This is a genomic window from Microbacterium schleiferi (assembly GCF_020781975.1).
Taxonomy (GTDB): Bacteria; Actinomycetota; Actinomycetes; order Actinomycetales; family Microbacteriaceae; genus Microbacterium.
The window spans coordinates 64,704-87,387 of sequence record NZ_JAJGNI010000003.1; the positions used below are offsets into that span (position 1 = coordinate 64,704).

General features: G+C 68.6%; 19 protein-coding genes. 11 read left to right on the forward strand and 8 right to left on the reverse strand.

The window, feature by feature from the left end; genetic code table 11:
- Positions 1–40: 40 nt before the first annotated feature.
- The 3 genes from LL236_RS04315 (at position 41) to LL236_RS04325 (ending at position 4,829) form a co-directional block, all read left to right on the forward strand.
- Positions 41–364, forward strand: a complete 324-nt coding sequence (locus LL236_RS04315) for a WhiB family transcriptional regulator (RefSeq protein WP_228177570.1) — start codon at positions 41–43, stop codon at positions 362–364.
- A gap of 98 nt (positions 365–462) precedes the next feature.
- Entirely contained in the window at positions 463–3,459 is a 2,997-nt protein-coding gene (locus LL236_RS04320) for a glycosyl transferase (protein WP_228177571.1), read from the forward strand.
- Positions 3,456–4,829, forward strand: a complete 1,374-nt coding sequence (locus tag LL236_RS04325; RefSeq protein WP_228177572.1) for a DUF5719 family protein — start codon at positions 3,456–3,458, stop codon at positions 4,827–4,829. The genes LL236_RS04320 and LL236_RS04325 overlap by 4 nt, the downstream gene beginning before the upstream one ends.
- 7 nt (positions 4,830–4,836) lie before the next feature.
- Here LL236_RS04325 and LL236_RS04330 read toward each other — a convergent pair whose 3' ends face one another.
- A complete protein-coding gene (locus LL236_RS04330) occupies positions 4,837–5,277 on the reverse strand; it encodes a metallopeptidase family protein (RefSeq protein ID WP_228177573.1) in 441 nt (146 codons plus the stop codon).
- A 117-nt stretch (positions 5,278–5,394) separates the two neighbouring features.
- Here LL236_RS04330 and LL236_RS04335 point away from each other — a divergent pair, with 117 nt between their 5' ends.
- Together LL236_RS04335 and ahcY are read left to right on the forward strand one after the other, a co-directional pair.
- Positions 5,395–5,601: a DUF3499 family protein gene (locus LL236_RS04335; RefSeq protein WP_195693236.1), complete on the forward strand. Its 207-nt coding sequence runs from the start codon at positions 5,395–5,397 to the stop codon at positions 5,599–5,601.
- 45 nt (positions 5,602–5,646) lie between these two features.
- On the forward strand, positions 5,647–7,107 hold the full coding sequence (gene ahcY / locus LL236_RS04340) for an adenosylhomocysteinase (RefSeq protein WP_228177574.1): 1,461 nt from the start codon (positions 5,647–5,649) through the stop codon (positions 7,105–7,107).
- Here the strand turns inward: ahcY and LL236_RS04345 are convergent.
- The gene (locus LL236_RS04345) at positions 7,101–7,949 is read right to left on the reverse strand and encodes an RDD family protein (protein WP_228177575.1); all 849 of its coding nucleotides are present in this window, start codon (positions 7,947–7,949) and stop codon (positions 7,101–7,103) included. The genes ahcY and LL236_RS04345 overlap by 7 nt on opposite strands.
- 16 nt (positions 7,950–7,965) lie before the next feature.
- Between LL236_RS04345 and LL236_RS04350 the strand changes: the two genes are divergently transcribed.
- The 3 genes from LL236_RS04350 to katG are packed head-to-tail and all read left to right on the forward strand — an operon-like array spanning position 7,966 to position 11,812.
- On the forward strand, positions 7,966–8,964 hold the full coding sequence (locus LL236_RS04350; RefSeq protein ID WP_228177576.1) for a stage II sporulation protein M: 999 nt from the start codon (positions 7,966–7,968) through the stop codon (positions 8,962–8,964).
- Positions 8,965–9,023: 59 nt separating this feature from the next.
- Complete coding sequence (locus LL236_RS04355; RefSeq protein WP_228177820.1) at positions 9,024–9,515, forward strand: Fur family transcriptional regulator; 492 nt, start codon at positions 9,024–9,026, stop codon at positions 9,513–9,515.
- Positions 9,512–11,812, forward strand: coding sequence for a catalase/peroxidase HPI (katG, locus tag LL236_RS04360; RefSeq protein WP_228177577.1), 2,301 nt, complete (start codon positions 9,512–9,514; stop codon positions 11,810–11,812). Before LL236_RS04355 ends, katG begins: the two co-directional genes overlap by 4 nt.
- A gap of 203 nt (positions 11,813–12,015) precedes the next feature.
- On the opposite strand, the gene aqpZ is transcribed toward katG, so the two are convergent.
- From aqpZ to LL236_RS04390, 6 genes are all read right to left on the reverse strand, one after another.
- On the reverse strand, positions 12,016–12,801 hold the full coding sequence (gene aqpZ / locus LL236_RS04365) for an aquaporin Z (RefSeq protein ID WP_228177578.1): 786 nt from the start codon (positions 12,799–12,801) through the stop codon (positions 12,016–12,018).
- Between the two features lie 128 nt (positions 12,802–12,929).
- The gene (locus LL236_RS04370) at positions 12,930–14,189 is read right to left on the reverse strand and encodes a DUF58 domain-containing protein (protein WP_228177579.1); all 1,260 of its coding nucleotides are present in this window, start codon (positions 14,187–14,189) and stop codon (positions 12,930–12,932) included.
- Positions 14,190–14,226: 37 nt separating this feature from the next.
- Positions 14,227–15,225: an AAA family ATPase gene (locus LL236_RS04375; RefSeq protein WP_228177580.1), complete on the reverse strand. Its 999-nt coding sequence runs from the start codon at positions 15,223–15,225 to the stop codon at positions 14,227–14,229.
- The gene (locus tag LL236_RS04380) at positions 15,222–16,436 is read right to left on the reverse strand and encodes a DUF4350 domain-containing protein (RefSeq protein ID WP_228177581.1); all 1,215 of its coding nucleotides are present in this window, start codon (positions 16,434–16,436) and stop codon (positions 15,222–15,224) included. Before LL236_RS04380 ends, LL236_RS04375 begins: the two co-directional genes overlap by 4 nt.
- Positions 16,433–17,101, reverse strand: coding sequence for a DUF4129 domain-containing protein (locus tag LL236_RS04385; protein WP_228177582.1), 669 nt, complete (start codon positions 17,099–17,101; stop codon positions 16,433–16,435). Before LL236_RS04385 ends, LL236_RS04380 begins: the two co-directional genes overlap by 4 nt.
- Positions 17,083–18,318 (reverse strand): hypothetical protein, encoded by a 1,236-nt coding sequence (locus LL236_RS04390; RefSeq protein ID WP_228177583.1) that lies wholly within the window; start codon positions 18,316–18,318, stop codon positions 17,083–17,085. Before LL236_RS04390 ends, LL236_RS04385 begins: the two co-directional genes overlap by 19 nt.
- 230 nt (positions 18,319–18,548) lie before the next feature.
- Between LL236_RS04390 and mtrA the strand changes: the two genes are divergently transcribed.
- Genes mtrA through LL236_RS04405 form a run of 3 tightly spaced genes read left to right on the forward strand, consistent with a single transcriptional unit; the run spans position 18,549 to position 22,654 of the window.
- Positions 18,549–19,229 (forward strand): MtrAB system response regulator MtrA, encoded by a 681-nt coding sequence (mtrA, locus tag LL236_RS04395; RefSeq protein WP_228177584.1) that lies wholly within the window; start codon positions 18,549–18,551, stop codon positions 19,227–19,229.
- A 48-nt stretch (positions 19,230–19,277) separates the two neighbouring features.
- On the forward strand, positions 19,278–20,969 hold the full coding sequence (gene mtrB, locus LL236_RS04400; protein WP_228177585.1) for an MtrAB system histidine kinase MtrB: 1,692 nt from the start codon (positions 19,278–19,280) through the stop codon (positions 20,967–20,969).
- Complete coding sequence (locus LL236_RS04405; RefSeq protein WP_228177586.1) at positions 20,966–22,654, forward strand: LpqB family beta-propeller domain-containing protein; 1,689 nt, start codon at positions 20,966–20,968, stop codon at positions 22,652–22,654. Before mtrB ends, LL236_RS04405 begins: the two co-directional genes overlap by 4 nt.
- The last annotated feature ends 30 nt before the right edge of the window (positions 22,655–22,684 follow it).

A 22,684-nucleotide genomic window follows, 5' to 3' on the forward strand; every position in this document is an offset into this window, starting at 1 on the left:
GCTGACCGCGTGGGGGAGTTCTTGAGGTGGGGAGAACGACATGTCGGCTTCGCAGTACCGCTCGGGTGTGCCGGACAACTGGTTCGTCGACCCGGTACATCTTGGCGTGCCAGGCGTACGTCGTGTCGACCCGGAAGACGAGAACGCTCTCGCCTGGCAGACCGACGCGCTGTGCGCGCAGACCGATCCCGAGGCGTTCTTCCCCGAGAAGGGCGGCTCGACGCGAGACGCGAAGCGCATCTGCAGCTCGTGCGATGTCCGCGGCGAATGCCTGGAATACGCGCTCCAGAACGACGAGCGATTCGGGATCTGGGGCGGTCTGAGCGAGCGTGAACGTCGTAAGCTCAAGCGCCGGGCAAGCTGACTGGCTGCGGGGGTTTCAGCGCTCGCGTGAGCCCTCAGCCGGAAACGCCGGGCCCAAGGCGCCTGCGTCGGGGGACGCAACCATAGGCTGACGGCGTCATGCCCGGCACTGTTCACGCGATCGTCGTCGTGCGTCCCGACGGTCGCACGTCCGCGGCGTACCACCTTCGTCGCACCTTCGCGTCCGTGGCGGCGGGCTCTCGCCGTCCGGATGCCGTGACCTTGGTGGTGTGCGGAACCGACCCGGCAGTTGAGGACGCCCTCGAGCCAGGAAACCTCCCCGATCCCACCGCTGATGGGCGGGGCGTGCGCGTCATCCGTCTCGGGCGGCGGACGCGGTTCGCGGCAGCGGTGGCCAGTGCGGCCCTCGAGCCGGATCCTCGAAGCGGCACGGGTATGGATGCCGACCTGCTGTGGTTACTCGCGCAAGACACCGCTCCGGAACCCGAGGCACTGGCCCGCCTCGCCGGGCAGCTCGAGCTTTCGCCGACGCTCGCGTTCGTTGCGCCGAAGCTGGTGCGTGATGACCGTCCCGAACGGATCGTGTCGCTCGGTGTGAGCATGACCCGCGCCGGCTCTTCCGTGGAGCTGGCAGCCGGCGACCTCGATCAGGGTCAGCGCGATGGCATTACCGATGTGTTGGGTTCCGACATCCGTGCCGTGCTCGTGCGCGGGTCCGTCTTCCGCGCGGTGCGCGGGATCGACCCGGCCCTCCGCGACGCGGACGAAGGCCTTGACCTCGCTGTGGCAGCACGCCTCATGGGAGGGCGGGTTGCGCTGGTCCCGACGACTCGCGTCGCCGTTTCGGGTGATGGCGTGGCGGGACTCCCATTCGCCGACACCGGCCGCCGGCGCCGCATGATCATCGCTCGGCGCCGCGCTGCCCAGTTGCACCGGCGTCTGACCTCTGCCCACCCCCTCTTGCTCGTTCCGATCTGGTTGTCGCTGCCGGTTGTTGCCCTCGGCCGCACGATCGCACAGCTGGTGATGAAGGATCCGGGCCGGATCGCAGGGGAGTGGACAGCCACGATTCTCGCGATGGTGCGCCTTGCTGCGGTCGCGCGGGGCAGACGCCACCTGCGTCGTCACCGCACCGTGCCCTGGTCGCGGATCGCCCCTCTTCGAGTCTCGACGGCGCTCGCCCGAGAGCGAGCGGTCGAACCCGCCGAGCCCGCGCCGGATTCTCTTCCCCGCGCGGAGCTTCACTTCTTCGGTGGGGGCGGCGCGTGGCTCGTCCTTGCCATGGCCGTCGTGTCACTCGCCGCATTCCCCGCCTTGCTGGCGTGGCCAGCCCTCGGTGGCGGTGCGCTTCAGCCGCTGCGCGACACCGTCGCCGGGCTCTGGGCTGACGCGGCGTACGGACTTCGACCGATGGGGTGGAACGTGTCGGGACCCGCCGACCCGTTCTCGGCGGTCGTCGCGGTGATCGGCTCCCTCTGGCCGTTCGCGCCGAGTCGGGCTCTCGTGCTGCTGTGGTTGGCTGCGCTGCCACTTGCTGCCCTCGGCGGGTGGTTCGCGGCGACCCGGATCACCGACCGCCCGGTGCTGCGCATCACTGCCGGTGTGGGCTGGGCGCTGGCGCCGACGTTCCTGGTCGCCCTCACTCAGGGCGTCCCGACTGGTGTGATCGTGCACCTTCTGCTGCCGTGGCTGGTTTTCGCTGGTGCCGTCGCGCACCGCTCGTGGGTTCCGGCAGCAGCAGCGTCCCTGCTGGCGGCCGCGGTCATTGCTGCGGCACCCTCGCTTGCTCCCGCGCTGGCCGTGGTCCTGATCGCCGGGCTCATCGCGGCGGCCGTGCGCCGTTCCGGGGCGAGCATCGCACGGATGCTGTGGATTCCCGTTCCCACAATCGTGCTGTTCGGCCCCGTGGCATGGACGCAGGTGCATGCGGGAACGCCGTGGGGTCTGCTCGCCGACCCAGGCGCTCCGATCCGCTCACTGGCCGAGGCGACCAGCGCAGGCACTCGTCTGTGGGTGTCTCTCGGGTTTCCCGCATCAAGCGGTGCGGGGTGGGCAGAGCTCTTCTCCACCGTGCCGCTGTGGGTGCCGGCGGTCCTGCTGGTGCCGATCGCGCTGCTTGCGGCATCCGCTGCTGCGACGCCACGATGGCCGGTCGGTCTCGCTCATCTCGCCCTGATCGTGCTCGGCGTCGCAACAGCCGTCGCTGCAACCCACATCGCGGTGCGCTTCGACGGCGCGAACGCTCTCGGACTGTGGCCGGGCGCGGGGCTGAGCCTCGCCTGGTGGGGCATCGTGGGCGGCGCAACCCTGACCCTCGATCAACTCGGTCGGGCCGAGATGGCTCGGTTCCGCCGGCGAGCCGGAGCCGTCTCGGCATCCGCTGCGGTGGTCTGCATCGTGGCTCTGGTGATCCTGGCAGCTCCGGCGCTGACCGCGTCGGCGCGGGGCGCCACGGCACTCACGAATGGTCCGACCAGCACGCTACCGGCGTATGTCGAAGCCGACAGCGGTGGCGACACCGCGACGGGGACGATCGTGCTGACGGCTGAAGCCGACGGCAGCCTCGCCGCACGCGTGGTCTGGGGCGGCAGCGAGACCATCGGGGCACATAGCACCGTGCTCGAGACCCGGACTGCCGTGGATGACGCGTCAGCTCAGCTCGCTGCGACTGCCGCCGCCCTCGTGAGCTCGACCTCGCCAGACGCCGTTGCTGCGCTGGGCGACCAGGGGATCGCCTTCGTGCTGCTCGCTCCTGGCGCCGACGCGCCGGCAGCCGACGTGCTCCGGCGCGAGTCCGCCACCGCACTCGATCAGCGCGATGATCTCGATCCCGTCGGGGCCACCGAACGGGGCGATCTGTGGCGTGTCACCTCCGACATCGGCGCCCGGCCAAGCGCCGCGAGCCCGGCGGGGGGGATCGCACTCGAGATCCTCCAGATCGCCGTCATCGTGATCGCCCTGCTGCTCGCGGCACCGACGGGGAGGAGCCGCGCCCGCGCCCGGCAACATCCGCGCATCGTGGGCCTGACTGCCGCCGAGCGAGCAGCGGATGCCGGAAAGGCCCGACGCCCCGAAGATGGCGCGCAGGAGGCCCAGGCCCTGCCGAGCGAGCCGACGGGTGAGGAGGCAACATGACAGTCACGGCCTCACGCTGGCTCCGACCCGTCTTCGGTGTTCTCGCGGGAGCTGGCGCCATTGCCGCGGTTGCGCTGGTGCCGCAGATCGAGGTCCCCACGATCGCGCCGGAACCGGCGTCAGTGGCTGTCTCGCCACCGTCGGCCGGGCAGACCCTCGTGTGCGCCGGCGACCTCCTCGCGTCAGCGCGAGACTCCGAAGCCGCTGGCTCGATCAGTGTTGCAGCGCCCCAAGCGGTCACGACGGCGGGCGAGAACGCCCTTGATCGCAGCGAGTTGGTCTCGGATGCCACGGGCACCTCACCCCTCGTGCTTCGATCAGCACCGGGCTCGGAGCCCTTCGCCGCCGCCGGATCCGCGACAGTCGCCGACCCCGACCTCGCGGGATACAGCGCGGCGTCGTGCCGCCTGCCGCTGCTGGACTCGTGGCTCGTGGCCGGAGCCGGCACGACAGGCGCCGCCGACCTTATCGTGCTCTCGAACCCGGGCGAGGTTGCTGCGACTGTCACCCTCACTGTCTATGGAGCGGGCGGAGCCGAGGTCCCGCCCGGTGGCGGAGACATCGTCGTGCGACCCGGCGCGCAACGCATCATCCCGCTCGCAGGCCTCGCCCTCGGTGAAGAGAGCCCCGTCGTGCACGTGCAAGCCACCGGCGCGCCGGTCGCGGCCTCCCTGCAGTCGAGTATCACGCGGGTCCTCGAGCCGGGCGGGGTCGATCAAGCCGGAGCGCTCGGCGAGCTCGCAACGCGCCAAACTGTCGTCGGGGTCACGGTCACCGAGGGAGCTCTCGGCACCGGCACGGGGCTTGCCGGGACCATCGTGCGGGTCCTTTCGCCCGATGCCGACACCGAGGCGACGATCTCGGTGCGAGCTGTCGGTGCTGCAGTCCCTGCCATCGATCCGGTGAACGTCCAGCTGCGCGCTGGCATCCCGGCCGCCGTCGAGATGCCCAGCCTGCCGGTGGGGTCGTACACGGTGGATGTGGTTGCCTCGACGCCGGTCGCGGCAGCGGTGTGGCAGACGACCGGCTTCGGTGCGGCATCTGACTTCGCGTGGTACCAGCCGTCCCCGGATATCGAGTCAGCCGCCGTGATCGCCGTACCGAGCGGGCCCGGGCCGGTCCTGACCATCGCCAACCTCGGCGCCGCGGATGTGGCTGTCGAGCTTGCGGAACCCGGGTCTGACCCCGTCCCGGTGACCGTGCCCGCGGGAGCGAGCGTCCAGGTGCCGCTGCGGGCCGCGGCATCCTACGAGCTCACCAGCGGGGGACCCGTGCGCGCGAGCGTCGGCTACGTCGGTGCCGGTGCTCTCGGCGCCTTCCCGGTGTTCCCCTCCACCGTGGGCCAGGAACCGATCGTCGTCTACCCCTGAGCAATCCTCAGAAGTAGCGGAAGCGGTCGGGGCCGAGATCCCACGGATCCTTGCCGAGGTACTGCGCCGCAGCTCGGAACACTGCCCCCTCGATCATCATCCGGCGATGCAGATCATCGTTGCGGTGCAGGTGCGACAGGCGCTCCAGCGGCACCCGGTACAGGATGATGCGCTTTTGGTCGGTCAGTACCGCCCACCGGGGGATGCCGTCGGCATCCGTTGCGGGGGGCATGTCGCCGATTTCGAAGCTGACGTCGCGAAGCTCCTCCCACGCCGAGCGAAGGAACTCCGCCGCGGTGCCGACGGTGAGATCGAACCGGTCGATGCGGGTATCCAGGGGTGGGAGCGGCGGACGAACGACGGGGCTCCGTCCTACGCGCCCGTGGCGCCCATGACGCGCCGGGCGCCGGGATCTCGCCGGGGCTGAGCGGGAGCGTCGCCAGGCCATGCGCCCATCCTAGATCGCCCCCGCGATGCATCGACGCTGCGCCCGATCGTCACCAGGCTGTCATCTGTCCCGCGTGGCGGGGGTCGTCAGCACTGGCTCGCGGGTACCGTGACGGTGATGCGTGAACGGTTGTGCTCCAAGATCGCGTGCGCACGGGAGGCCGTCGCCACGCTCACCTACGATTACGGCGACCAGATGGCGGTTCTCGGCCCGCTGGGTCCGGAGGCCGTGATCCACGCGCACGATCTGTGCAGCATCCACACCGAGCGGCTTGCCATGCCGCGCGGCTGGGTCGTCGTGCGCCACGAGACCCTGCGAGCCTGACGGCGGCGAAGTCTCGACCGTCCGCGTCGTGGGAGAATGGCGGGCATGTCGACCCCCACGATCGCCGCGCTCGATTACGCCGTCGCCGACCTCGCCCTCGCAGACGCCGGCCGTCACCAGATCCGCCTCGCCGAGAACGAGATGACGGGCCTGATGGCTCTGCGCGAGGAGTTCGGTCCCCGGCAGCCGCTGCGCGGTGCGCGGATCGCCGGCTCTCTGCATATGACGGTGCAGACCGCGGTTCTGATCGAGACTCTCGTTGCTCTCGGCGCTCAAGTGCGGTGGGCCAGCTGCAACATCTTCTCCACCCAGAACGAAGCCGCGGCTGCCGTCGTGGTCGGCCCGACCGGAACCGTCGACGCGCCGCAGGGTGTTCCGGTGTTCGCGTGGAAGGGTGAGACGCTCGCCGAGTACTGGGACTGCACCGACCGCATCTTCGACTGGTCGGCCGAGGGCTTCGACGGCCCGAACCTCATCCTCGACGACGGCGGCGACGCCACCCTCCTCGTCCACAAGGGCGTCGCGTTCGAGAAGGCGGGGGCCGTGCCGGATGCCGCTCCGGGCGACTCCGCGGAGTATCGGGTGGTCCTCGACGTGCTGCGGCGCTCCCTTGCGCGGGACCCCGAGCGCTTCACGCGGATGAGCCAAGAGCTCGTCGGCGTGACCGAAGAGACCACAACAGGCGTCCACCGGCTCTACGAGCTGGCACGCGACGGCGAGTTGCTCTTCCCCGCGATCAACGTGAACGACTCGGTCACCAAGTCCAAGTTCGACAACAAGTACGGCATCCGCCACTCCCTGCCCGATGGTCTCAACCGCGCAACCGATGCGCTCATCGGAGGGAAGGTCGCGTTCGTCGCCGGGTACGGGGATGTCGGCAAGGGAGCCGCTGAGGCCCTGCGCGGCCAGGGCGCTCGCGTCATCGTGAGCGAGATCGACCCGATCTGCGCGCTCCAGGCCGCCATGGACGGGTTCCAGGTCGCCCGGCTCGAGGATGTCATCGGTCAGGTCGACATCCTCATCACGGGAACGGGTAACCGCAACGTCGTCACCGTGGACCACCTGCTCGCAATGAAGCACCTCGCGATCGTCGCCAACGTCGGACACTTCGACAACGAGATCGACATGGCGGGCCTGGAAAGTCTCGCCGGAGCCGAGCGTGTCGAGATCAAGCCGCAGGTGCACGAGTGGAGACTTCCCACCGGCCGAAGCGTCCTGGTTCTCAGCGAAGGACGCCTCATGAACCTCGGGAACGCGACGGGGCACCCCTCTTTTGTGATGAGTGCGTCGTTCACCAACCAGGTTCTCGCGCAGATCGAGCTCTGGACCAAGCGTGAGAACTATGCGCTCGGTGTCGCAACGCTCCCGAAGGCGCTCGATGAGAAGGTGGCGCGACTGCACCTTCCCGCGCTGGGCGTACAGCTGACGCAGCTCTCCGGCGATCAGGCGGCCTACATCGGCGTTCCGGTCGAGGGACCGTACAAGCTCGAGCACTACCGCTACTGACGCACTGTCCGGATCGTCGTCGTATCGGCATCCCCGGCGGTCAGGGCCGCGAGGCGCTCGTTCTGCAGAGCAAGAGCTCGCCCTTCGCGCGCCCGCCGCAGGGCGACCACACCGCGCAGCATTGTCTCGGGGTCCACAGGCGGGACGGGCGAGACGTAGGGGGTGACCTCTGTCGCCAGGGCGGCGGCGACCCGTGCCCGCGCGGCCGGGTCGAGGTAGGCGGCCTGGTGGGCGAACTGCGAAACCCGCCGCGCCAACCGATCGGGCATGCGCCCGACGTCAGCAACGGCTGCCCAACTCGCGAGAGTCGGGGGCAGCTCGACGGGGCGCGGCTGAAGCTTCGGCGCGCGCGATCGCTCGCAGTACGTGCCGGCGACCAGATCGCCCAGGCGCTGCGTTCGTGGTGTGAACGCGCCGACGATCGCCGCCACCGCTCCCGCGGTCAGCCAGATCTCCAGGACCCCGATGAAAGCGCGGATGAACGCGTGACGGAAACCCGCCGCGCCGCCATCGACGCGGACGATGCGGCCGCCCACCGCCCATCGCCCGAGGCTTGACCCGCCAGTGAGCGTTTCGACGAGCGCCGGAACGAGCACGAGAACGACAACCACTGTCGTGATTCCGAGGATGGGCGCCGCTGCGGCATCCAGAAAGGCGCCGCCCAGCAGCCAGTTCGCGACAACGGCCAGCGCAATGAGAAGCACCACAGCGGCTATCACGTCGATCAGGCACCCGAGGGCCCGCTGGAAGAAGCTCAACGGCTGGATGTCGAGCGCGACAGCCTCGCCGGTGAGCACTTCGTCCTGCCGGATCTCGACCGTCGTCAGGTGCTCGGGGGGCATGGGTACAGTAAAGCAAGTGGATCTCGATGCCCTGACTGACGCGCGACGCGCCGAGTGGGCGCGGCTGGACCAGCTCGCCCGCTCCCGCAGGCTCTCGGGGGCCGAGATCGATGAACTGGTCACCCGGTATCGGGCCGCGTCCGCGGATCTCGCCGACATCAAGACCACCGCCGGGCGCACTGCCGAAGGCGACTACGTGTCGTTGCTGCTTGCCCGCGCACGGCGGCGGCTGACGGGGCGCGGTGAGAACCCGCTGCGGCAGGTACCGCGCTTCTTCGTGTGGCAGCTGCCGGCAGCGCTCTACCGGCTGCGATGGACCACCCTCGCCGTCGCAGGACTGTTCGTGGTGGTCGCCGCGGTGGTCGCGACCTGGATCTCCCGCGATCCGGCGCTGATCGCTTCGCTGGGCTCGCAGGTGCAACTCGAGTATTACGCGGAGGTCGAGTTCGAGGGCTACTACAGCGAGAACCCTGCTGCCGTGTTCGCGGGCACGGTATGGACGAACAACGCGTGGATCGCAGCCCAGAGCGTGCTGTTCGGGATCACCGGCATCTGGCCGGTCATGGTGCTGGTACAAAATGCCGTCGCGGTCGGGACAGCAGCCGCCGTGCTCGCAGCCTTCGACCGCATCGACACGTTTTTCCTCTTTATCCTTCCGCACGGCCAACTGGAGCTCACCTGCGTCTTCGTCGCCGTCGCGGCAGGGCTTCACCTGTTCTGGTCGTGGGTGGCGCCTGGCCCGCGCACCCGGGGGGAAGCGCTCGCGTCGCAGGGGCGGGCCCTGGCGACAGTTGCGATCGGACTCGTGTTCGCGCTCGCCGTGGCGGGGGTCATCGAGGGATTCGTGACGGCGCAGGCGTGGCCGTGGGCCCTCAAGATCGGAATCGGAACCGCGGCGCTCGCGGCGTTTCTGGTCTACATGCTCGTCGTCGGGCGGCGAGCGGTGCGTGCCGGTGAGACGGGGGACCTTACGGAGTTCCACGCCGGCACCGCTCGGCTGTGGACTGGCGGATGATCGCCGTCGCCGCGCGCTCCTTTTGAACTGATCAAAAATGCGATAGCGTCGAGGGCGTGATGGATGACGCGGGGGCTGCCGATGCTGAGTCGGCCGAATCCGCGATCCGCGCAGCGGGGCTCCGAGTCACCAGCGCGCGGCTCGCGGTGCTCGACGCTCTTCGCGAGCACCCGCACGCGAGTGCCGACGCGATCTTCGCGGATGTCGACCGCCGCGCCCCCGGCACCACGCTCCAATCTGTCTACAACGCGCTCGGTGACTTCGCCGGTGCCGGCCTCGTTCGCCGCATCCAGCCGGCTGGCCAGCCCATGCGGTTCGAAGTGCGCATCGACGATAACCATCACCACCTGGTGTGCACCTCGTGCGGGCGCGTCGAAGACGTCGACTGCGTCACCGGCGAAGCACCGTGTCTGCATCCCTCGCAGATGCACGGCTTCACGCTCTCGCAGGCCGAGATCACTTTCTGGGGCAGGTGTGCGTCCTGCTCCGCCTCAGACGTCGACCCCTCATCACCCACCGAAAACCCGACCGTCACGGAAGGACGATCATGAGCGAAAACGACCCGGCAGTCACTCCCCTGGGGGAACAGCCCAATGACATCGAGCAGTCGGTCACCGTCACCGACACCGACGAGGCGGAGATCGCCGAGGCCACGGGCGAGGGTGCCTGCCCCGTCATCCACGCGCAGCCCCACCCCACGAACGGTTCGGCCAACCAAGTGTGGTGGCCGAACAAGCTGAACCTCAAGATCCTCGCGAAGAACCCCGTTGAGGCGAACCCCTACGGCGGTGACTTCGACTATAAGGCCGCGTTCGAGTCCCTCGATCTTGACGCCGTGAAGAAGGACATCGAAGAGACCATCACGGTCTCGCAGGACTGGTGGCCGGCTGACTTCGGCAACTACGGCCCGCTCATGATCCGTATGGCCTGGCACAGCGCTGGCACCTACCGCGTGATGGACGGACGTGGCGGCGGTGGCACCGGCCAGCAGCGGTTCGCGCCGCTGAACAGCTGGCCCGACAACGTCGGCCTCGACAAGGCTCGCCGCATCCTGTGGCCGGTCAAGAAGAAGTACGGGCGCGCGCTATCGTGGGGCGATCTCATGATTCTCGCCGGCAACGTCGCGCTCGAGAACATGGGCTTCGAGACGTTCGGGTTCGCCGGTGGACGTATCGATGCGTGGGAGCCGGATGACGACGTCTACTGGGGCCCCGAGACCACCTGGCTCGGCGACGAGCGCTACACCGGCGAGCGCGACCTCGAGCGTCCGCTCGCCGCAGTGCAGATGGGACTCATCTACGTCAACCCCGAGGGTCCGAACGGCAACCCCGACCCGCTGGCATCGGCCATCGACATCCGGGAGACCTTCAAGCGGATGGCGATGAACGACGAGGAGACCGTTGCGCTGATCGCCGGTGGTCACACCTTCGGCAAGACGCACGGCGCGGCATCCGACTCGTACCTCGAGAACAACCCCGAGGCCGCCGGTCCCGAGATGCAGGGTCTGGGCTGGAAGAACAACTTCGGCTCGGGCAAGGGCGACGACCAGATCACGAGTGGTCTCGAGGTCACCTGGACCTACCACCCGACGCGCTGGGACAACGAGTTCTTCCACATCCTGTTCGGCTACGAGTGGGAGCTTATGAAGAGCCCCGCAGGCGCCAACCAGTGGCGGCCGGTCAACGGCGGCGGCGCCGACATGGTGCCCCTCGCCCACGACCCGTCCAAGCGCCGTGAGCCCCGGATGCTCACCAGCGACCTCGCGCTGCGCTTCGACCCCGAGTACGAGAAGATCTCGCGCCGGTTCCTCGAAGACCCCGCGGCCTTCGCTGACGCCTTCGCGCGGGCATGGTTCAAGCTGACGCACCGCGACATGGGGCCCAAGGCTCGTTACCTGGGACCCGAAGTTCCCGCTGAGGAGCTCGTTTGGCAGGACCCGGTGCCCCCGGTCGACCACCCGCTGATCGACGAGGCTGACGCCGCGGCGCTCAAGCAGCGCATCCTCGAGTCGGGTCTCACTGTCGCCGAGCTGGTGCAGACCACGTGGGCGGCGGCATCCACCTTCCGCGGCAGCGACAAGCGCGGTGGCGTCAACGGCGCTCGCCTGCGCCTTGCTCCGCAGAAGGACTTCGAGGTCAACAACCCCGCCCAGGTCGCAAAGGTCCTCGGCGTACTCGAGGGCATCAAGGCTGACTTCGACGCCTCGGCGCCGGGCGGCAAGAAGGTGTCGCTGGCCGACCTCATCGTGCTGGCGGGCAACGCCGGTGTCGAGAAGGCGGCGAAGGATGCCGGCGTCGAGGCTGTCGTGACGTTCCACCCGGGACGCACCGATGCGACGCAGGAACAGACGGATGTCGAATCCATGCAGTACCTCGAGCCGGCAGCCGACGGCTTCCGCAACTACCTGGGTCCGATCGCCGCGGCATCCGGTCTGCCCGAAGAGCACCTGCTGATCGACAAGGCAAACCTGCTGACCCTCACCGCCCCCGAGATGACCGTGCTCGTGGGTGGACTCCGGGTCATCGCGGGCAACTATGACGGCTCGGCGTACGGCGTGTGGACCGAGCGCCCGGGTGTGCTCACGAACGACTACTTCGTGAACCTGCTCGACCTCGGCACCACGTGGCGCGCGCTGGACCCCGGTCAGCACGCGTTCGAGGGCACGAAGGACGGATCGGGCGAGCTGGTGGGCCGCGGCACCCGCGTCGACCTGCTCTTCGGATCCAACTCCGAGCTGCGGGCGATCGCCGAGGTCTACGCGAGCGACGACGCGAACGAGCAGTTCGTCCGCGACTTCGTGAAGGCGTGGGGCAAGGTCACCGAGCTCGATCGGTTCGACCTGGTCTGAGCCTCGGTCTCAGCATCCATACCGAAGCGGCCCGTCTCCTCGGAGGCGGGCCGCTTCGGTATTCTGCGGGTGGTCGCCGGCATCCGTCGCCGCCGGTGACACCGCGCATGCTGCGGATGTGTGCATGTGCGGCGTATCAATGCGCAGCGGATGCACGAAGCTGCCGCACGCGCGTGATTCGGCAGCCGCGCTGGGCCGGGACCTCAGCTGACGCGGGCTTCCGCCTGAATCGGCGGGAGCGGCTTGCGCTCGAACAGCGCGCGGTGGGCGAAACCGGCCAGGAGGCCTCCGACCAGGGGGAACACGATGAACACCCACAGCTGGGCGAGTGCCTCGCCGCCGCCGTAGATGGCAGTCGCGATCGAGCGGGCGGGGTTGACGGAGGTGTTGTCGATCGGGATCGAGACGAGGTGGATCATCGTGAGCGTGAAGCCGATGACGAGTCCCGCGAACTTCTCCGCGTTGCGCTGGGGATGCGTGACGCCGAGGATCACGAGCAGGAAGATCGCGGTGAGGAGGATTTCGGCGACGATGGCAGCGCCGAGGCCGAACCCGCCGGGGGATGCTGTGCCGTAGCCGTTGCTCGCGAAGCCGCCATCCTGTGCGGCGCTGAGCCACCCGTCGGGTCCGAACAGGCCGATGAGCACGATGAGTGTCGTGCCGACGGCGCCGCCGATGACCTGAGCGATGAGGTAGCCGGGAACGTCCTTCCACGCGAAGCGTCCTGCAGCGGCGAGCCCGAACGTGACGGCCGGGTTGAAGTGGCCGCCCGAGATCGGACCCCAGGTGTAAATGCCGGCCATCAGGGTCAGTCCGAAGGCGAGGGAGACTCCGAGGAAGCCGACGCCGAGCGAGGTGCCGTTCTCGCTCGCGCCGAAGTTCGCGGCGAACAGGGCGGTGCCGATCGACCCGAACACGAGCAGGAACGTACCCAGTGCCTCGGCGATCAGCTTCGTTGCTGTGCCGGGGGTGGAAGTGGTTTCAGCCATCTCTGGCTCCTTTCATTCGGCCGAAACCTAGCGCTCTCAGGCGAATCACAGGCAAACGACATGCCCCGCGCGTGCGAAATCACCCCGGTTTTCACCTGTGACCCCGCGGTCGGGCCGCGGTTCGCCGTTCAGAGCCGGCCGAGCGCCTTGAGCGCGAGGTAACGGTCGGCAACGCGCGGTGGCAGTTCCTCGGCGGATGCCGACAGGGCATCGACGCCCGCTCGGGAGAGCGCCGTCACCATTCGGTCGGCGTCCCACCGGGCGCGCTCCCGGGCTGCGGCCTCGAACGCATCGGATTGTGACGCCTCGGTTTGCTCCGGCTGGGCCGCGGCGACCAGAACGTGCGTGTGGCTGGGAACGAGGGGGAGAGCGCCGAGGAAGCCGCGCGAGGCCTCCGGATCGTCGTGCGCCGTGAGTACGACGACCATCGAGGGTCGGGTGGTCAGGAGCCGGGCCTGCGCAAAGGCGGCGTCCCAGTCGGTGTCGATGAGCCCGGCATCCACGGCGACCATGGCGTCGACGAGGGCCGGCAGCAGCGCTGCGCCGTCGCGGCCGGTCACCCGGGCACGCACTGCTCGGTCGAACATCAACAGGTGGATGTGATCGCCCGCTTGCGCAGCGAGCGCTGAGAGGAGGAGGGCTGCCTCCATCGCGGCATCAAGTCGCACACCGTCGTCGACGCGTGTCGCCGCGGTGCGACCGGTATCGATGATGATGACGATGTGGCGGTCGCGCTCGGGGCGCCACGTGCGCAGCATCGTGGCGCTGGCCCGGGCCGTGGCGCGCCAGTCGATCGAGCGCACATCGTCGCCGCGCACGTACTCGCGCAGGGAGTCGAACTCGGTGCCCTGCCCCCGGACCTGGACGCTGGTGTTGCCGTCGAGTTCGCGCAGCCGCGCAAGGCGTGAAGGGAGGTGACGCCGCGAGGTGAACGGCGGCAGAACACGGATGCTTCCCGGAACCGCGATGAGTGCGCTCCGACCCGCGAGCCCGAGAGGCCCAGCCGACCGAACCGCGAGTCCGGCGCTGCGCAGTTCTCCGCGCCGGCGCGGCAGCAGCGAGGTGACCACGCGACCCGAAGCGCCCGGGTCAATCCGTATCACCGCCGTTCCTGTAGTAGCGCCAGCCGTCGGCTGCCAGGCGTCTCGGACGCGGATGCGGAGGGTTCGCGTACCTGTATTGACGACTGCTGCCGTCACCTGCGACGGCTGGTCACGCAGCACCTTTGTCGGCCCAGCGCGCGTGATGTTCACCCGACGCGGATTGGGGGCTGACAGCACATCGAGACCCAGCAGGAGGAGGCAGAATCCGAGCCAGGCGGCCGCCCCAGCCCAGGCGGGGATTCCGCCGACCGAGCCGAGGATCACGGGAACAACGCCGGCCCCCACGAGCAGGGGGTACCGACCGGTCACATACATACGGCGCTCACAGCGGGACGCGTGTTTGCTGCAGGATGCTCTGAAGCAGTGCCTCGACCGAGACGCCTTCGAGCTCGGCATCCGGGCGAAGTCGCAGACGGTGCCGCCACGTGGGCAGCAGCATCGTCTGCACGTGGTCGGGGGTGATGGCCGGTGACCCCCCGAGCCACGCCCACGCTTTCGCCGTCGCAAGCAGCGCGGTTGCGGCGCGCGGGCTCGCACCCAGCTGCACGGAGGGGCTCTGCCTCGTCGCCTGCGCGAGGTCGACAATGTAGCCCAGGACGTCGTCCGCGGCTGTCACGTTCCGGACCGCAGCCTGGGCCGCCCGGAGGTCGGCGGCGGTGACGACGGTCTGCACGCCGGCCTCGTCGAGATCGCGCGGCGAGAAACCGTCGGCGTGTCGGCGCAGCACCGTGACCTCCGCGTCGCGCGCGGGCATGTCGACGATGAGCTTCAGGAGGAACCGGTCGAGCTGCGCTTCGGGGAGGGTGTAGGTGCCCTCGTGCTCGATCGGGTTCTGGGTGGCAGCGACAAGGAAGGGATCGGGCAGCGGGCGGGTCACGCCGTCGGTCGATACCTGACGCTCTTCCATCGCCTCCAGCAGGGCCGCCTGGGTCTTCGGCGGCGTGCGGTTGATCTCGTCGGCCAGCAGGATGTGGGTGAAGACCGGCCCCTCGCGAAACTCGAATTCGCCCGAGCGGGCGTCGTAGATGAGCGAGCCAGACACATCGCCGGGCATGAGATCGGGAGTGAACTGCACGCGCTTGGTCTCAAGCCCGAGCGCGCGGCTGAAGGCCCGTACCAGCAGCGTCTTGGCGACACCGGGTACGCCCTCGACCAGGACATGTCCGCGGGCAAGCAGCGCGATCAGGAGGCCCGTGATCGCGGCATCCTGCCCGACGACAGCCTTGCCGATTTCGTCACGTACGCGACCGACGGCGGCTCGGGCGGAATCGTCGGCGGTAGGGGCGTCGGCCGTGGTCGGTGCCGGGTCGGAGGTCGTCATCGGTTGTTCCTTTCAGGGTGAAGTGCCGACCGTGCTGCGGCTTCGAGTCTGCGCAATCGGTCGTGAAGCTCGTCAAGGTCGCGCCGCGACGTCGGGGGTGCGCCGTCCAGGATGGTTCGCGCTTCCTCCCGCGAAGACACCGACACGCTGGCCAGTGCGTCGGCGACTTCTGCTGCCGACGACGACCCCGACAGACCGAGCAGCCGCGCGATCCGCACGCGCGCGCCGTGGCGCAGCAGGGACGCGGCGTGCGCAGTGTCGCCGGATCGTGCGTAGAGGTGCGCCCGCCCCCGCGTCGTCTCTTCGCCGCGCACCGTCACCGGCAGCCGTTCGCCGACAAGCGGTCCGAAACGGATGCCGCGCCAGAGCGCCGCCGCGACGGCGGCCACCAGCATGAGGACGATCACGGGGCTGACCCACGGGGGAGTGAGTTCGCCGAGGGACGGGCTGGCCGGGTCCAGGTCGGTGTCGGCGACCGACGGAACGTACCAGACGAGCGTGGCGTTTCTTCCCATCAGACCCAGCGCGAGGGCGGCATTGCCGTCCTCGGCTAGGTGTTCGTTCGTGAAGAGCGCAGCCCCGTCGACTGCCGACACCCGCTGGGTGCCCGGGACATCGGAACGGACGGTTTCGCGCACCAGCAGGGCGAAGCCTCCGGCTGCCGGATAGCACTGGGCGGCATCCGTAGCGAGGAAGACCGTTCGCGGACGGATCGCTCCAGCCCGTTGCGCCTCCGGTACCGAGCACTGCGGCTGCACGAGCGCATCGTCGGCGACGCCCACCGCGTTCGCCCCATCGGCTATCAGGCGGAGCGTCCGCGAGCGCGGGTCGATGAGGACGACGTCTGCCGCTGGCGCGGCAAGGGCGGAGATCGCGTCGTCGGAGAGCGCAGGTGCATCGGGGAGCACCAGTGTCGCCGCGCCGTCACGCAGTTCTGCGGCAGCCTGCTCGTGCGAGCGGACTACCCGCACCTCAACGCCCTGCTCGGCCAGGATGCGTGCCAGCGCCCGGGTGCCCGTCGGGGCCGCGGACTCAGGATCGAGCGACTCGCGCTGGCTCCATTCGCCGCCACCGACGATGCTCGCACCGACGATTCCGACCGCGATGAGCCCGACGATGATCGCTATCCATCCGAGTATCGAGCCGCGGCGGGCGCTGGAGGTCGAGAGGTCGGCGCCAGCAACACGCCGCTCGCGGACATCGAGGCTCATGACGCGTGAACCTCGGCGGGTGCGCCCTGCGCGGATTCGAGCCTGGCCAGCGCGCTGTCGGCCGCGGCCACCACGACGTATCCTGTCTCGGTCCCGGGCCGCTGAAGGTAGCGCACGTCCTCGAAGACGGTGGCCGCTTCTCTGGCTCCCGCGCTCACCGGCGCTGCCAGAGCATCGGCGCGCACCGCGAACTGCCGTGCAGTCGTTCCGGGAGCGAGCTCGATCAGTCCCCGTTCGTCCAGGCCGCGGGCTGCTGCCCGGAAGCGCAGCACGATAGCCGCGTCCCAGTCTCGACGGTTCCGGGCAGCCTCGGCCGCCGTCCGCAGCCCCTCGGCGGTTCGATAGTCGATGTCTCCGAACAGTTCGCCGGTGCGGGCTCTTCGCGAGGACGTGCGCCGAGGTACCCCCCACACGAGAATCGCGATGACGATGACAGCGATGGCGATGATGGCGGCGACAAGGGCGAGAATAGCCGCCCACTCCGGCGCGACGTCGGGTGAGAACAGGGAGGCGAGGGCATCCCGGGCCGCCTGTGCGGCTCGGTCGAACCAGGTCGGCTGCGCCGCCTGATAGACCGGATCCGCGAGCTCCTGCACAGCCCAGTCTCGAGCTTGCTCGCCATCCGGAATGAGAGGGATCTCTGAGATCACCGAGGCATCGCCCATGTCGTCTGATCGTCATCGGGTCCGGCGGTCGGGGCCGGCGGCGATTGGTCTGGGGCCGGCGGGGCGGCTGCGGGCGACGCGGATGTCTGTTCCGCGGCGGGCGGGCGAGCGATCGTGTAGCCCGGCGGAGGGGCGAACGGGGCAGGTTGCCCGTACGCGGTGGGCCAGCGCGGTTGAGCGGCGCGCCCGACGTGAACGACGTACGGGTCGGGGAGGTCGGTGTCTCCCGCGTCTCTGCGATCGACGTACTCGAGGAGGTCGAGGTCCAGGCCCTCGTGCCGCATCCGACAGTCGATGTACACGAGTCCCGCGGCGGTGGATTGCACGATGACCGCGACCGACTGGATGAGAAGCGTCACGATCTGCGTGAGACCGAGGGTTGCGACAATGCCGATGATCGCCGCTGCGCTCTCATCACCCGTGGGGGCGATCACCGTTGTCAGCGCGGAGGCGAGGAACGAGAACGGGATGCTGACGACCTGTGCGACGGCACCGAAAACGAGCGATACGAGCACCAGGATTCCCAGGATCACCCAGAACCGGCCCCGTGAGAGCCGCCATGAGCGACCGAGCGCCGCCCCCAGCGACGTGTGCTCGACGATCAGGACCGCCGGAACGAGCAGAAGCTTCACGGCGAGCCAGAGGCTGAGGGGGATGGCAGCGAGGATCACCAGGATTCCGAGGATGACCGCGGCGGCGGGAACGGCGACAGCGAGCACGGCGATCAGACCACCGACGATGATCACGATCACGCCGATCGCGAGCGAGAGAAGGATCGTGTAGCCGATCAGTCGCCAGGCCACGGGCCGCACACGCTGCCACAGCATCCGCAGCGTCATCTTTTCGGCCACCGCAGCGTGCAGAACGTCGGAGATCACCACGGCCTGAACGAGAACACCAACCGCACCAGCGAGAAGACCGAGCACCAGGCCCGACAGCGCGGTGAGCGTTATCGATCCCGTCAAGACGGCATCCCACTCGTCGGTGCCCGCCGGCACCGTGTCCAGCCGTGAGAAGCTTGCGAACGCGATTCCCGAGATCGCAATGGTTACGACAAGGTATGCGACGGTCTGCACGACCATCGCGAACCCCAGCAGCACCTTGGGGTTGTGCCGCAGCGCCGAAAACGAACGACCCAGAATCGTGCCGAACGTCAGCGGCTGCAGCGGGATGATCCCGGGCCGCGGCGCAGGCGTCCAAGACGGGTACGCGGTCACGGGTTCCTCCTACTGGCTGGAATCGACGCGAGTTTCCATCGTGTCACACGGGACGCAGACCCGCTCATGCCAGTTACCATCGCGTCGGGCGTGCCACCCGCCGCCCGAGCCGGCACCGACGCGCGCGCGAATCAACGGCGTGCGCACAGGTGGAGTCGACTACTCTCGGGGGAAGCACACGCGGCCGCCTGCCGCCAGTGCGCAGGCTGGACGCAAGGAACGAAGGCGCGATGAACTCACGCATCCTGGTTGTCGACGACGACACCGCACTGGCGGAGATGATCGGGATCGTGCTGCGCACGGAAGGGTTCGACACGGTTTTCTGCGCCGACGGAAACGCCGCTGTGGACACCTGGCGCGCGGAACGCCCCGACCTCATCCTGCTCGATCTCATGCTTCCCGGTCGCGACGGCATCGAGATCTGCACGGCTATTCGTGCCGAGTCGGGCATCCCGATCATCATGCTGACGGCACGCACCGACACCGCGGATGTCGTCCGCGGGCTCGAATCCGGTGCTGACGATTACATCGTCAAGCCGTTCAACCCGAAAGAGCTCGTGGCCCGCATCCGGACCAGACTGCGCCCCGGCGGGCAGCCGTCGCAGGAGACGCTGCGGATCGGGAATCTGACGATCGATGTCGCGGGCCACGAAGTACGACGCGGTGATGACGTGATCTTGCTCACGCCCCTGGAGTTCGAGCTCCTGGTCGCGCTTGCCTCCAAGCCGCAGCAGGTGTTCTCGCGGGAGATGCTCCTCGAGCAGGTCTGGGGCTACCACTACAAGGCCGACACGCGCCTGGTCAATGTGCACGTGCAGCGGCTGCGCGCCAAGGTGGAACTTGACCCCGACAACCCGCGCATCGTGACGACAGTGCGCGGTGTGGGCTACCGGGCCGGTGCTGTGGAGTGAGCGTCGTCGACGATCGGGCCGCGTGCAGCGGTCGCGTGAGGTGAGACAGTGGGCTCCCGAGGGGCCGCCGAGCCGTCGTTTCGTCCGCTGATCTGGCGGCGCAACTGGAGGGCGTGGCCCGACAACCTCGTGCACCTGTGGCGACGCTCGCTGCGGTTTCGCACACTCTCGGTGACGATCGTGCTGACAGCTTTCGCCATCCTGATCGCCGTGACCTGGACGGCCCTGGCTATTCAGGATGATCTTTTCGCGTCCCGGCGCGACGAAGTCACCGAGCAGGCGCTTCGCGCAACGGCATCCGCGCAGACAGTGCTCGACGGAGCCGACACGCAGGGGGACCCGGCACAGATCCAGCGCGTGTGGCTCGGGTTGCGCACTGCCCTGCAGCAGCAATCGTCGACCGACATGATCGCGACGTTCCGGATCGGGGCCTCTGATCCCGCTGCGCAGGCATACCGCGTCGGCGAGTTCGACACGGCGATCATTTCCGAGGGCCTGCGTGAGAAGGTGCGAGCCGACGCCAATCAGCAATGGTGGCAGTCTGTCGCCCTCGACGCCGCAGGCACCCCGGGCATCGTCGTGGGGCAGCAGCTGATCTTCCCGCAGGTCGGCGACTTCGAGGTCTACTACGCGTATGGCCTTGAGGGAGCTGATCAGACCCTGCGGTTCGTGCAGGCCACACTGTGGGTCGTAGGGGTTGCCCTGGTCCTGCTCATCGGGGGCATCGCCTGGTTCGTGCTCCGCTCGGTAACCACTCCCATCGGTGAAGCTGCACAGACCAGCGCAAAGCTCGCGGCGGGGGAGCTGGGGGTCCGGCTGCCGGTGCGTGGCGAAGACGAGCTCGCGACGCTGGGCGAGTCCTTCAACGCCATGGCGGACAGCATCGAGACGCAAATCAAGGAGCTTGCCGATCTGTCGCTCGTGCAGCAACGATTCGTCTCCGATGTCTCGCACGAGCTGCGAACCCCGCTGACCACTATTCGGCTGGCCGCCGACATGCTGAACGACCGTCGGGATGATTTCGATCCGGCGACAGCGCGCGCCGCCGAGTTGCTTGCCGCTCAGGTCGAGCGCTTCGAAGTGCTTCTGAGTGACCTCTTGGAGATCAGTCGGTACGACGCGGGATCCGTGCAGCTTGAACTGGAGCCGACGAGCCTTGCCCACGTCGCGGAGGACGTCATCGCGTCAATGGAGCAGATCGCTCACCAACACAACACTGATCTACGCTTGGTCGCCCCCGGCGGTTACTCGCCCGTGGACATGGACGCCCGGCGCGTGCGCAGGATCCTGCGGAATCTGATCGGCAACGCGATCGAACACGGGGAGGGTAAGCCGGTCGTGGTCACCGTGGACAGTAATCAGCAGGCCGTCGCCGTTGGGGTGAGAGACTTCGGAATGGGCATCGCCGCCGAGGATGCCGCACGCGTGTTCGATCGGTTCTGGCGCGCCGATCCGTCCCGCAAGCGAACCCTCGGCGGCACGGGACTGGGCCTTGCGATCTCGCTCGGTGACGCGAAGCTGCACGGGGGAGACCTGGCAGTGTGGTCGGAACCCGGACGCGGTGCCCACTTCGTGCTCACTCTTCCACGCGGCGCGCACCGGACGGGGCCCGCGGCGCTTCCGTTGGACTCGCCGATTCCGCTCGACCCCGGTGACGAGAACACGGTCGACGCTTTCGAACACACCCAGCCGATCTCGACGATTCCGAGCGGCGATCGGGCGGCGGGGGGCGGATCATGAGGCGGCTCATCGGCACCGTGCTGGCGATACTCGGCATCCTGGTGCTCTCCGCTTGTGCGGGACTTCCTGTCAGCGGTCCTGTCACGGCCGGCCGGCCCGTCGACGAGGTACGCACCGGACCCGAGGTGCGCTTCTTCCCGGACGGACCGCAGCCGGGCGCCACCCAGGAGGAGATCGTCGAGGGTTTCCTGCTCGCAGGGTCCGGGTCTAGCGCTGACTGGGCAACCGCCCGGTCCTTCCTGGCGCCCGCGATCCAGTCCTCATGGGACCCCTCAGCCGGTGTGGCGGTCGTGCCCACCGGCGAAATCGTTGCGCAGCCAGCGGTCGACGACACCGTGAAAGTCATCCTCGCTCCCGTCGCCAGCGTCGATGCGACGGGCCGCTACGAGCCGGCTCTGGGCGGCACCGCGACACTCGCGTTCGAGCTGATACAGGTCGCAGGCCAATGGCGGATCTCCAAGGCTCCCGACGGGATCGTCCTGGACGAAAGCGTGTTCGGGACAGTGTTCCATCGTTACTCCGTGATGTACTTCGATACCTCGTGGACCTATCTCGTTCCCGACGAGAGATGGTTCCCGACGACGTCCGCCGCCGTGCGTATCACCACTGCGTTGGTCGATGAGCAGCCGAGCGACTGGCTCGCCGGGGTCGTGACCACTGCCTTCACTGACGATGTCACCTCCGTCTATTCGTCTGTGCCGCAAAGCGCCGGTACCGCGCAGGTGGAGCTCTCTCCTGAGGTCCTCGCGCTCCAGCAGCTCACGGTCGATCGAATGGCCACGCAGCTCGAGGCGAGCCTCGCTACCGCCGGGATCACCGAGGTGCAACTGACAGTTGATGGCGTCCCCATCGCTGCAACGCCGGTCCAGACCCGATCCACTGCAGTTACCGGGGGCCCGCTCGTGTTGACCGACGAGGGGTTCGGTTTCCTGTCGGGCAGTGAGCTGACGCCGATCGGGGGGCTCTCGAGTGCGGTCGTGCGAAGCAACCCGGTTGCGGTGCAGGTCGGACCGAATCAGGAGAGTGCGGCAGTGCGTTCGGCCGATGGCTCGGTTGCCCGTGCTGACGTTTCCGATGACGTCGTCGTGCTCGACACCCGTAGCGGCTTGCGGGATCCGGTGATCGATGCCCGAGGCTATGTGTGGAGTATTCCGGCGCGATCGCCGGCAGCCCTCACCGCTTTCGGTCCAGACATCGAATCACCCCTGCTCTCCCAGCCGTGGGCCGCGGCGGGCGCCACAGACGTGCAAGCGATGTCGATCTCGCGGGACGGCACCCGCATGGCGGGCGTCGTGCGCATCGGGGACCGAACCGAGCTATGGCTGTCGGGCGTCATTCGCGATGAAAGCGATAACCGGGGGGTACCGGCGCGGCTCGGCGAGCCGATCGTTGCCGGGACGATCTCCGGAGAGGCGGTGTCGATGGTGTGGACCGACGATGTCACTGTCGCGGTGGTCACGCGATCGGGAACTGAGACCGAGATCGTCGAGCAGGTAGTCGGAGGTACGTCCTCGACGATCGCTGGGCCGGCCGGCGCGTCGATCACAACGGTGGCGACGGCGACGTCGAGTATCCGGCTGAGATCCGATGACGGGGGACTGTACGTGCGGCGCGGAGCGAACTGGCTGCAGACCGCCGAGGGCATCTCGCTCCTGGCGGTGCAGCAGGGCACCCCGCAGCAGTGACTCGAACCTTTCTCCCGAGCCGGGCGTGAG

Coding starts and splice junctions, on each gene's coding strand:
- LL236_RS04380 (WP_228177581.1), bottom strand. CDS start 16,436: ATGAGCCTCGATGTCCGCGAGCGGCGTGTTGCTGGCGCCGACCTCTCG.
- LL236_RS04375 (WP_228177580.1), bottom strand. CDS start 15,225: ATGACGACCTCCGACCCGGCACCGACCACGGCCGACGCCCCTACCGCC.
- LL236_RS04315 (WP_228177570.1), top strand. CDS start 41: ATGTCGGCTTCGCAGTACCGCTCGGGTGTGCCGGACAACTGGTTCGTC.
- LL236_RS04385 (WP_228177582.1), bottom strand. CDS start 17,101: ATGGGCGATGCCTCGGTGATCTCAGAGATCCCTCTCATTCCGGATGGC.
- LL236_RS04335 (WP_195693236.1), top strand. CDS start 5,395: ATGCGTGAACGGTTGTGCTCCAAGATCGCGTGCGCACGGGAGGCCGTC.
- LL236_RS04320 (WP_228177571.1), top strand. CDS start 463: ATGCCCGGCACTGTTCACGCGATCGTCGTCGTGCGTCCCGACGGTCGC.
- ahcY (WP_228177574.1), top strand. CDS start 5,647: ATGTCGACCCCCACGATCGCCGCGCTCGATTACGCCGTCGCCGACCTC.
- mtrA (WP_228177584.1), top strand. CDS start 18,549: ATGAACTCACGCATCCTGGTTGTCGACGACGACACCGCACTGGCGGAG.
- LL236_RS04405 (WP_228177586.1), top strand. CDS start 20,966: ATGAGGCGGCTCATCGGCACCGTGCTGGCGATACTCGGCATCCTGGTG.
- LL236_RS04325 (WP_228177572.1), top strand. CDS start 3,456: ATGACAGTCACGGCCTCACGCTGGCTCCGACCCGTCTTCGGTGTTCTC.
- aqpZ (WP_228177578.1), bottom strand. CDS start 12,801: ATGGCTGAAACCACTTCCACCCCCGGCACAGCAACGAAGCTGATCGCC.
- katG (WP_228177577.1), top strand. CDS start 9,512: ATGAGCGAAAACGACCCGGCAGTCACTCCCCTGGGGGAACAGCCCAAT.
- LL236_RS04345 (WP_228177575.1), bottom strand. CDS start 7,949: ATGCCCCCCGAGCACCTGACGACGGTCGAGATCCGGCAGGACGAAGTG.
- LL236_RS04330 (WP_228177573.1), bottom strand. CDS start 5,277: ATGGCCTGGCGACGCTCCCGCTCAGCCCCGGCGAGATCCCGGCGCCCG.
- LL236_RS04355 (WP_228177820.1), top strand. CDS start 9,024: ATGGATGACGCGGGGGCTGCCGATGCTGAGTCGGCCGAATCCGCGATC.